Origin of the sequence: Maricaulis sp., assembly GCF_030149235.1 — a bacterium.
In the GTDB taxonomy this organism is placed as follows: domain Bacteria; phylum Pseudomonadota; class Alphaproteobacteria; order Caulobacterales; family Maricaulaceae; genus Maricaulis.
The window spans coordinates 43,000-52,508 of record NZ_JASBRW010000027.1; the positions used below are offsets into that span (position 1 = coordinate 43,000).

Here is a 9,509-nt window from a genome sequence, read left to right on the forward strand (position 1 = left end):
GTCCGCGCTGCATCCAATCGGGTATCGATGCGCATCCAATCCACAAAGAAACCAGGCTTGGAGTTCCCGCCGCCATGATGAAACAGGTCTTCGCCGCCGCTGTCAGCGCACTTGCCCTCAGCACCGCCGCCCTCGCCCAATCGCCGAATGACCCCGATAGCTGGAACGGTTCAGTTTGGCAGGCCCGCGGTGAAGCCGCTGTGCAGGCTGGTGATATTGCGACCGCGCGCGCCGCCTTCCGGCACCAGCGCGCACTCGGCCATGACAGCGCCCAGGCCGCCGTGGAGCTGGCTGGGCTGGCCGCACGCGAAGGCGATATCGAATTGGCGATGGGCTGGCTGGATCAAGCGGCCAATGAAGGCTTTGGCCAGTTCGAATATTTTGCACTACAGCGCCCAGATATCCAGCTGCTCATGGCCGATGCCGGTTTCCGGGCTCGCTTCTTCCCGTTACTCGGCCCGGATGCGAGCCAGGCCGAGCGCTGGCGCACCGATATCGCATTCCTGGACCGGCGCTATCGCCAGACCCATATGGCCCCCTTCCGACATGTCAGTGAAGCGAACTGGGAAGCCGCGATCGCCGAGCTGACCTCCCGGGCTGCAACAGCCAGCGAGGCGGAGATGTCGGTTGGTCTCATGGCCCTGATGGCCCTCGCCGGTGATGGACACACACGCGCCATCGCCCCCATGGGGCAAAGTCTGTTCGGCATCGTCGATGTCCCGGCACATTTCAGCTTCGCGCCTTTGCAAACCTACTGGTTCGGCGAAGAGCTACGCGTAATCGGTACCGGTGCAGGGGATCACGACCTTCTGGGTGGACGGGTTGTTGAAATCGGCAATCTGCCCGTCGCCGACGCCGAGGCCGCGGTCCGTCAGGTCATCGCTGTCGACAATCAGATGAATTACCCGTGGCTGAGCCCGCGCCTGCTCTCCACGCCGGAAGTGCTCGCCGCGCTTGGCGTCTCAGACCACACCGATGCTGTTCGCTTCGTCATCGAAACGCGCTCCGGACAGCGCCTCGAACGCATCGTGGAGGCGCGCCCCTATGAAGACCGTGACTTCAACAGCGCTCTGCCGGACTACTCGGCGCGAGTGAACGGCCAGCCGCCGCTGCACCTGGCTCATATGGGGGACAGCTTCCATATCGAATACTTGCCGCAGGACAGCATGCTCTTTGTCCAGGTCAATGCAGTCGGTAATGTGCCGCAGGAGAGCTTCGCCGATTTTGCAGCGCGTGTCGGGGCGGCGCTCCGCGAACACCGTCCGCAAACCCTGGTGCTCGATCTGCGTCACAATTCCGGCGGCGACAGCGATCTCAACGCTGATCTCGTCAATGTCATCGCCGGCAGCGAGGTCGACGCTCCCGGACGGCTCTATACCGTGATGGGACGACGCACCTTTTCGGCCGCGATCAACCTGATCTCGGACATGAAGCGCTTTACCGACACCCGCCTGGTCGGAGAGCCGTCCGGCTCAAGCCCGAATTTTGTCGGCGAGACCAATATGATCATGCTGCCGAATACGGGGATGTTCGTGTCCGCCTCGAGCCGCATGCATCTCGGCCAGCAAAGCCATATGCGCGACATCTGGTGGGCGCCAGACCTTCCCGCCCCGCCCAACTGGGCAGACTATGTGGCTGGCCGCGACCCGGCGCTCGAGGCGATCCGAGCCGAACTGACCGGGCGCACCTAGCGCGGCGGCCGCGTATTGATCTCGATGTCTTCGGCGAACTGGTAGAAGGCGTACAAGGCCGGCAGGAGATAGCCGGTCTGGATTGTACAGCGGATCAGGACCAGGTTTTCGCGGCCGGAGATCGACACCTGCATGGCTTCAAAGCCCTGGTTCTCATAGGCACCGGCCCACAAATTCCGCATGGCCGGGCGGTCGTGCAGGGTGATGACCTCAGTGAGATAGCCCTGACGCCAGTCCACGCCCTGGGCGCGCAATTGCGCACCGACCACGGCCGGATCGGCACCGTTGAAAGCCTCCAGCCATTCCTCGCGGGTGGCTTCAACCTCGGTCACCTCGACATTGCAATTGGCGCCGGCAACAGCGCCGCCTTCCGGGATCCAGGTCGGCAGGCCAGCGCCCTCCGTGCCCTCCTCGCTATAGCTCCAGCCCTCGATATTGCGGCCGTCATAAACTCCGCGGACGCGATCCTGGGCATTTGCTGTCACTGGAAGTGCCGCGGCCAGGACGGCGGCAAGAACTGCGTATTTCATACAAACTCTCCCCGATATCGCCTGACTATCGCCGCAAACCCCTGCAATGAAAACCCATGGAGGCCGGGGCGGCCCCTGGCTTGCACAGGCAGGGGTAGAAGGAGACGCCAATGGCTCGTGCCACTCTTAGTGCCCAGCTCGCAAGGATCGACGCGCTCAGCCCCCGCGAACGCCAGTATTGGCAAGGGTTTTGTGAAGAAACCCCGGAGCTTGCCTCGCCCTACTTCACACTGGAATTCGCCGAGTTGTGTGCCGCCGCGCGCCGTGACACGCGGGTCCTGACGATAAGCCAAAACGGAACACCTTTCGGATTCTTGCCCCTGCATGTGTCCCGAACCGGGCTGTTCCGGCCGCTGGGCGGGCCGATGGGCGACCATCACGGAGTGATCGCCGCTGACGGCGATATCGATATTTCCCAGGCGCTGAAACTGGCCGGACTCGGCGGGGTTTTCTCGTTCAATGGCGCGCTGGCCAGCCAGGCCGGCTTCGCCCGCCTCAGCGACACATCAGAGCCTTCCTGGGTCTGTGACATGTCTGACGGTTTCGATACCTATTGGGACGGCCGCCAGGCGGCAGAGGCCAAGGCCATGCGCAATCTGCGGGCCCGCGAGCGCAAACTTGCCGAGGCGGGTCATGACATTGTCTACCGCATCGATGATCGCCGCGTCGAAGCGCTCGACTGGCTCGTGGCCACGAAGCGCGCACAATATGCTGCGACCGGTGCCACGGACGTGTTCAGGGCGCGCTGGGCCCGCACCCTCGCCTACTCGCTGATGATGGACCGCTCCGATGCGCTGGGCGGCATCCTGTCGACGATGGAGATCGACGGTCAGATGGCGGCCGCCCATTTCGGCATGCGCTCGGCCAGCGTCCTGCACTACTGGTTCCCGGTCTATGACCCGGCCTATTCCACGTTCAGCCCGGGCCTGATGCTGTTCCGCGAGCTGCTGCGCGAAACCAGCCAGGACGGGATACGCGAGGCCCATCTCGGGCCCGGCAGCTATGACTTCAAGAAGCGTTTCGCCAATGCCAGTTTCGACATTGCCCAGGGTTGTGCCTGCAATCTGTCGCTCACCGGGGCCGTTGTGCGGATCGGACGCGGGATCGACCGCATGGCCCAGGCTCTGCCGATCGGACCACTGTCGGAACTGCCTGGCAAAGCGATGCGCCGGCTCGACCGGATGACCGCGATCTACGGCATTTAAAGCGCTGCGAGCACGTTTCCGACGCTGACCACTTCGGTCTTCAATCGCTCGAGGCGTTCAAGCGCCTCGGCATCCTCGCCCCACTGGCTGAGCTGGAAATGCTCGTCGATTGTCGACAGGGCAAACGCCTGCTCCGCGTCGATCCGCCCCTCAAGCAGGGCGAAGCCCAGTACCGCTGAGCCACAAAGCGCCGTTGAATGGGCCAGAGCGGTCAGACGGATCGGGTCGAGATCGCGGGCGCGGCCATGCAGCACGGTCAGAGCCACGGCATCCTGGTCAACCGGCAAAAGGCCCGTCGAGGCGACCAGCTCAATCCCCAGCTCATCCCTGGCCCAGGCCAGCAGCGGATCCCAGGCGGCGCTTTGCGCCGCGATCAGCTCGGCCGGTTCCGGCGCGCGGAAGCACAACAGGTCGGTGGAGGCATATTTGACGATTTCCGCGGCCGTGGCCTCTCGCGTCTCCGCCATCCGGTCCAGGGCCACGAAGCACAGCCGGGTGGCCGGCATGTTGGGCGCATCGATACGCTCGCCCTGCGCCGCCCACTCATCGGCGATCAGTTGCGCCAGGGCCTGGCTGGGCAGGCTCACCGTCTGTTTCGCCGGCGTCCTGATAGCGCGCCCGTCGAGCAGGATGCGCCAGCCATCCTCGGCCTCGTCGACACTCACCGCTTCGTAAAAACGCTTGGGCAGGCTGTCTTCGCGCGAGGGAATGCGCACACCGGGCTTGGTTTCGTAGTCTTCACTCATGATGCCATATCCTCTACCCGCGCGCCGAAGGCATCGAGCGCGGTGTTGAGCGTGTCGAACCCGTCATGCAGGTCATGCGCGCCGCCTTCGCGGATTTCGTCCGGCGTGTGGAAGCCCCAGCTGACGCCGAGCGTATGCACCCCGGCATTGCGGCCCATTTCCATGTCAAAGCGGGTATCGCCGATCATCACGGTCTGGATCGGGTCCGTGCCGGTTTCCTTCATCGCATCGAGCACCATGCGCGGATGCGGCTTGCCCAGCCCGCCATCGACGGTCTGGAAGGTGTCGAAATAGCGGTGCAAATCGTGATGCCCGAAGACGATGTCGAGCCCACGCCGCGCCTTGCCGGTCGCCACGCCCATCAGCCAGCCCTCATCGACCAGACGCTCAATCGTCTCGCGCGCACCGTCATAGAGGGGCTCTTCAAAGCCGGGCTCCGCGCGCTGCTCGACGAAGGCTTCCTTGTAATAGGTGGCGAGGCGCGGAATGCGCTCGGCCGGATAATCCGGTGGCGCCAGGCGCAGGATGGCTTCGGTCAATTCCAGCCCGACAATGGTGCGCGTGCGATCATACTCGATCCCGCCCAGCCCGGCGCGCTCGAAGGCGCGATTCATGGCGCGCTGGATAATCTTGCGGCTGTCGACAATGGTGCCGTCGACATCCCAGACGGCGAGTTTGAGCGGTGCGGTCATGGCAGGGCCTTGTTCGGTGCTGCCCGGGGAGTAAGGGCGCCAAGCCTGTGAGGCAAGAGCGGGGGCTGCGTCTGGCGGCCTAGGCCAGCTGCTCCTCGATCTCCTCCTCATCCGCATCCCGCAGATTGAAGCCGAGCATGCCGAAGATCCGGTTCATGTGCTTGGGCAGCGGCGCTTCGATCACCAGCGTCTTGCCATTGGCGCGCGGCAATTCCAGCCGGCGGGCGTGCAGACAGAGCTTCTGGTCGAGATCTTCCGGCGCCGGCCGGTGGCAGGGATATTTCTTGTCGCCTAGGACCGAGGTGCCCATGGCCTGGAGATGAACCCGCAGCTGGTGGGTACGACCGGTCACCGGGCGCAGGGCGACCCAGCTGGCCTTCTGTCCGGCTTCAGCAACGACTGTATAGCGGCTCAGCGCGTGCTGGGCGCCCTCCTCGCCATGGCGGGCGCCGGTCATGACTTCACGATCAGGGTCCCCGCCGGCACCGGCGGTCTTCTTCAAGAAGCCCTTCACCTCGCCCAGATGCGGCTTGGGTACGCCGATAGCGATAGCCCAATAGGTCTTTTTCGTCTTGTGCGACTGGAAGGCCTTGGCCAGGCGCGCCGTCGCGGCCGGAGATTTGCCGACCACGAGCACGCCGGACGTATCCTTGTCGAGCCGGTGCACGAGGCGCGGGCGTTCAAGCCCCTCACCGAAAGCGTCCAGAAGACGGTCAAGATGCTGCTTGGTCTTGGAACCGCCCTGCACGGCGAGGCCGGAGGGTTTGTTGAAGGCGATGATGTCCTCATCCTCATAAATGACGAGGGAGCGGACATATTCGATATCGCGGTCCGACAGGCGGTCGAGCTTCTTGATCTCCTGCGCGTCGGGCAGCGGCGGCACGCGAACTTCCTGGCCGGTCTCCAGCCGGGTGTCCGGCTTGGCCCGGCCGCCATCGACGCGGATCTCACCCTTGCGGCAGAGCTTTTGCAACTGACCCTGCTTGATATGCGGGAAGCGGCGCTTGAACCAGCGGTCCAGGCGCGCGCCCGTCTCACCCTGCTCAACGATGATTTTCTGTACCCGGCTCATCCCTGCAGTCTCCGTGCGATCATCAATCCGGCCATCAAGGCCAGGACGGCGATGAGGACGGATGCGAGGGCATAGCCCATGGCGCTGGCATAGTCGCGCCGCTCGATCATCAGTACCAGCTCGAGCGAGAAGGCCGAGAAGGTCGTGAAGCCCCCCAGAAAGCCGACCGCGGCCAGCAGCCGGATGGAATTTTCGTCGGCGCGCTCGACCATGGCCAGCCAGCCGACCAGCAATCCCATGGCCAGACCACCGATGATATTCACCGCAAAAGTGCCCCAGGGCAGTCCCGGCCCCATCAGCCGCAGCGCCGCCTGGCCGACGAGATGGCGCGAGATGGCGCCGAATGCGCCGCCGGCACCGATAAGAAGAAGCTGGTTCATGAAAAACTGGTTAGGCTGCATGGGCTTGCAAGGCAAGAAACCCCGTCATCCAGGATCACCGGGCTTGCTCGCAAATCGCTACCCCCGCCCGGACTCGCCTGCCATAGCACATAATTTCTGGTGAGCACCTGTCTCATGGCTGAGGCCATGCCCCAGTTGGAAGATGAACCCCCCGTAATTTCATTACTCAAATGTAAATTCATGCATTTTTGCAATGGTGGTTTGGTCAAACGTGCCTTCAGTTCCGGCGGTAAGCCCTTATTTACCATCGCGTATCGCAGGACGGCCTGCGGTCACTAACCGAAAGGACACTCTCATGGAACGCTTCACGCAATCCCTGGCTACGGTTGTCAATGTCCTGTTCGTCGCTGGCGTCTTCGGCGCCATGACGGTCGCACTGGGCAGCGCCTTCGCATAAGCCGCCTATTGCTTACGGGGCCGGCCCCAAACCGGCCCCAGGCAGAGGCAAAACAAAAAAGCGGGATGAGCCACACGGCCGTCCCGCTTTTGTTTTTTGGGTGCTTCCCCCTCCTCCGAACCGCGCTAGACTGGTGCCTCAGCCCAGCTGCGGAGTCGTTTCATGGTCCTGACCGCCCTTGCCCTAAGCCTTGCCCTGCAGGACGCCGAGCCGGCCATGGTGCCGGATGGTGCGCCGACGGATGATGCGGTGATCGACGAGACCATGCTCGACGGGGCGGAGGAGGAGTTGCCGCCCCCGCCGCCGACCGATGCACCGACCCTGATCGCCCAGATCGACGGGCAATGGGCCGCCTATGGTGAGCTGGCCGCGGAACTGGCCGCCCGTCGCGCCCGCGAGCGCTTCTTTGCCGAGCTGATCCTGCCGGTGATTGCCCGCGATGATCTTGATGATGGCGCTCAGGGCGAGATCCTGCGCGAGACGCGCGACACCTCGACCCTGATCGAGGAGGCCAACACGCAATGGGCCGTCGCGCAGCTCGATCCGGAGCAATTCCCGGTCCTCTACCTGGAACAGTCCCGCCTCGCCCGCCAGATCCTGCGCTGGGCCGAGCGCGACCGCGCCGCCGAGCAGCGCATCCTGATGGCGCTGGAACCGGTCGCCTTTGCCGGCGCCATTGACGGCTCGGTCTATGCCCAGCGGGTCGATGTCTATCTGACCGGCCAGAATCTGGCCCAGCTCTATGGGACGCAGGCGTTCTGTATCGAGGGCACGTTGCAGCCGGGACCGATCGACCAGGCCGAAACGCTCGACGAACGCCGCACGGCACTAGGACTGGCACCCATGGAGGAGGCCTGGACGGATCGCCTGGGCGCAGAGTGCGAGATGCAGGCAGAGGCCGACTAGCTGCCCCGGCGCTTCTCGCGCAGGGCCCGCCAGCGCTCCAGCCGTTCCTTGATCGCGGCTTCGCGGCCAACCGGTTTGGGATCGTAGAAGACCGGGCGGTCGGGCATGTCCTCTGGGAAATAGTCCTGGCCGGACACCCCTCCCTCGACATCATGGTCGTATTCATAGCCTGCCCCATAGCCCTGCTCCTTCATCATCTTGGTTGGAGCGTTGAGGATATGCGCCGGCGGCATCAGCGAACCGGTCTGACGGGCGGCCTTCTGGGCCCGCTTGAAGGCGTTGTAGACGGCGTTGGACTTGGGCGAGCACGCCAAGTGCACGACCGCCTGGGCAAGCGCCAGCTCGCCTTCCGGTGAGCCGAGGAATTCATAGGTGTCCTTGGCCGCCAGGGCGCTGTGGATGGCGGCACTGTCAGCCAGGCCAATATCCTCCACCGCCATGCGCACAATACGCCGGGCCAGATAGATCGGCTCCTCGCCGCCATCAAGCATGCGGGCGAGCCAGTAGAGCGCCGCATCCGGATCGGAGCCGCGCACGGACTTATGCAGGGCGGAGATGAGGTTGTAGTGCTCCTCGCGCGACTTGTCGTAAGCCGGCGCGCGCTTGGACAGGCGCTCGGTCAGCCCGGCCGTGTCGATCGGCTGCACGGTTTTGAAGCTGAGCACTTCCTCAACCAGGTTGAGCAGGTACCGCCCGTCTCCATCGGCCATGGCACGCAGCATGGCGCGGGCGTCCTCATCCAATGGCAAGTCCTGGCCGCGTTCCGCCTCTGCGCGGGCCAGCAGGGCCTCAAGAGCGTCGTCATCGAGGCGTTTGAGCACCAGCACCTGGCAGCGCGACAACAGGGCGCCATTGAGCTCGAAAGAGGGGTTTTCCGTCGTCGCTCCGACAAGGGTAACAACCCCCTCCTCCACGACCGGCAGGAAACCGTCCTGCTGGGCCCGGTTGAAGCGATGGATCTCGTCGACGAAGAGGAGCGTGCCACGGCCGGCCTGGCGGCGCGCCCGGGCGCGTTCGAACACTTTCTTGAGATCGGCAACACCGGAGAAGACGGCCGAGAGCGGTTCAAACTCCAGCCCGCTATCCTCAGCCAGGAGGCGGGCTATGGTGGTCTTGCCGACACCTGGCGGCCCCCAGAGAATGAGCGAGGCCAGACGCCCCTGCTCGCGCATGCGAGCAATCGGCCCCTCGCCCTTGAGCAAATGGTCCTGGCCGATCACCTCATCGAGTGATTGCGGCCGCAGGCGTTCTGCCAGGGGTTTGGGAGCCTCGGCCTCAAGCCCGGCCGATTCGAACAGCGTGGTCATGGGCCCAGTCTAGGCCGCACGCCGGGGCCGCTAAAGCCCCAGCACACGCCACGATCAGTAGAGCTCGATCTCGGTCTCGTAGAGACGGCCACGGCGTTCCACGGCCAGCGGCCAGACTTCGGCGCCATCATAGATCGACAGGATTCGGTCGAAATCCTCGACGGTCTCGATCCGCTCGCCCATCAGCTCGAGCAGTTTATCGCCCGGGCGAAGACCGAAGCGGGCCGCGACAGAGCGGCGGCGCACATTGGTGATGATGACCCCGTCAGCGAAAGCATCAATGCCGACGGTCTGGTTGAAGGCCGGACTGAGGGTCAGGAAGGTCGCCCCCGCGAACGGGTTCGCCCCGTCGGCGAAGAACGGACTGGGCTCGGCAACGCCCGGTGCAGGCAAAACCGGAACATCCAGCTCCATCTCACGGCCATCGCGCAGGATGGTGAAGCGCGCATCCTCGCCCGTATTGTGCGTGGCCAGGCGGAACAGGATGCCGCTGTCATTATTGACGTCATGACCATCGACGGCGAGGACGATATCGCCCTGCTCGAAGCCGGCATCATCCGCA

General features: G+C 64.3%; 10 protein-coding genes. 3 read left to right on the top strand and 7 right to left on the bottom strand.

Features of this window, described 5'->3' with window-relative positions; translation table 11 throughout:
- The first annotated feature begins 74 nt into the window (after positions 1 to 74).
- Positions 75 to 1,691, top strand: coding sequence for a hypothetical protein (locus tag Q1V51_RS04355; protein ID WP_300553360.1), 1,617 nt, complete (start codon positions 75 to 77; stop codon positions 1,689 to 1,691).
- On the opposite strand, the gene Q1V51_RS04360 is transcribed toward Q1V51_RS04355, so the two are convergent.
- A complete protein-coding gene (locus tag Q1V51_RS04360; RefSeq protein WP_300553362.1) occupies positions 1,688 to 2,221 on the bottom strand; it encodes a hypothetical protein in 534 nt (177 codons plus the stop codon). The two genes, Q1V51_RS04355 and Q1V51_RS04360, sit on opposite strands and share 4 nt — an antisense overlap.
- A 110-nt stretch (positions 2,222 to 2,331) precedes the next feature.
- Here Q1V51_RS04360 and Q1V51_RS04365 point away from each other — a divergent pair, with 110 nt between their 5' ends.
- Positions 2,332 to 3,426 carry a GNAT family N-acetyltransferase gene (locus tag Q1V51_RS04365; RefSeq protein ID WP_300553365.1) on the top strand — a complete coding sequence of 365 codons (1,095 nt, stop codon included), beginning with the start codon at positions 2,332 to 2,334 and terminating at the stop codon, positions 3,424 to 3,426.
- Here Q1V51_RS04365 and Q1V51_RS04370 read toward each other — a convergent pair.
- From Q1V51_RS04370 to crcB, 4 genes are all read right to left on the bottom strand, one after another.
- Positions 3,423 to 4,172, bottom strand: coding sequence for an ATP12 family protein (locus Q1V51_RS04370; RefSeq protein ID WP_300553368.1), 750 nt, complete (start codon positions 4,170 to 4,172; stop codon positions 3,423 to 3,425). The genes Q1V51_RS04365 and Q1V51_RS04370 overlap by 4 nt on opposite strands.
- Positions 4,169 to 4,864, bottom strand: a complete 696-nt coding sequence (locus Q1V51_RS04375) for an HAD-IA family hydrolase (RefSeq protein ID WP_300553371.1) — start codon at positions 4,862 to 4,864, stop codon at positions 4,169 to 4,171. Before Q1V51_RS04375 ends, Q1V51_RS04370 begins: the two co-directional genes overlap by 4 nt.
- A 79-nt stretch (positions 4,865 to 4,943) precedes the next feature.
- A complete protein-coding gene (locus Q1V51_RS04380; RefSeq protein ID WP_300553374.1) occupies positions 4,944 to 5,936 on the bottom strand; it encodes an RluA family pseudouridine synthase in 993 nt (330 codons plus the stop codon).
- Complete coding sequence (gene crcB, locus Q1V51_RS04385; RefSeq protein WP_300553377.1) at positions 5,933 to 6,316, bottom strand: fluoride efflux transporter CrcB; 384 nt, start codon at positions 6,314 to 6,316, stop codon at positions 5,933 to 5,935. The genes Q1V51_RS04380 and crcB overlap by 4 nt, the downstream gene beginning before the upstream one ends.
- Positions 6,317 to 6,896: 580 nt before the next feature.
- On the opposite strand from crcB, the gene Q1V51_RS04390 reads away from it, so the two are divergent.
- Positions 6,897 to 7,640: a hypothetical protein gene (locus Q1V51_RS04390; RefSeq protein ID WP_300553379.1), complete on the top strand. Its 744-nt coding sequence runs from the start codon at positions 6,897 to 6,899 to the stop codon at positions 7,638 to 7,640.
- Here Q1V51_RS04390 and Q1V51_RS04395 read toward each other — a convergent pair.
- The gene (locus tag Q1V51_RS04395) at positions 7,637 to 8,947 is read right to left on the bottom strand and encodes a replication-associated recombination protein A (protein WP_300553381.1); all 1,311 of its coding nucleotides are present in this window, start codon (positions 8,945 to 8,947) and stop codon (positions 7,637 to 7,639) included. The genes Q1V51_RS04390 and Q1V51_RS04395 overlap by 4 nt on opposite strands.
- 54 nt (positions 8,948 to 9,001) lie before the next feature.
- A partial coding sequence (locus tag Q1V51_RS04400; protein ID WP_300553384.1) for a PDZ domain-containing protein occupies positions 9,002 to 9,509 on the bottom strand: 508 nt, incomplete at its 5' end.

Bases quoted from the DNA above. Each gene is read 5' to 3' on its own strand.
- Q1V51_RS04355 (WP_300553360.1), top strand. From the start codon at position 75: ATGATGAAACAGGTCTTCGCCGCCGCTGTCAGCGCACTTGCCCTCAGC.
- Q1V51_RS04360 (WP_300553362.1), bottom strand. From the start codon at position 2,221: ATGAAATACGCAGTTCTTGCCGCCGTCCTGGCCGCGGCACTTCCAGTG.
- Q1V51_RS04365 (WP_300553365.1), top strand. From the start codon at position 2,332: ATGGCTCGTGCCACTCTTAGTGCCCAGCTCGCAAGGATCGACGCGCTC.
- Q1V51_RS04370 (WP_300553368.1), bottom strand. From the start codon at position 4,172: ATGAGTGAAGACTACGAAACCAAGCCCGGTGTGCGCATTCCCTCGCGC.
- Q1V51_RS04375 (WP_300553371.1), bottom strand. From the start codon at position 4,864: ATGACCGCACCGCTCAAACTCGCCGTCTGGGATGTCGACGGCACCATT.
- Q1V51_RS04380 (WP_300553374.1), bottom strand. From the start codon at position 5,936: ATGAGCCGGGTACAGAAAATCATCGTTGAGCAGGGTGAGACGGGCGCG.
- crcB (WP_300553377.1), bottom strand. From the start codon at position 6,316: ATGAACCAGCTTCTTCTTATCGGTGCCGGCGGCGCATTCGGCGCCATC.
- Q1V51_RS04390 (WP_300553379.1), top strand. From the start codon at position 6,897: ATGGTCCTGACCGCCCTTGCCCTAAGCCTTGCCCTGCAGGACGCCGAG.
- Q1V51_RS04395 (WP_300553381.1), bottom strand. From the start codon at position 8,947: ATGACCACGCTGTTCGAATCGGCCGGGCTTGAGGCCGAGGCTCCCAAA.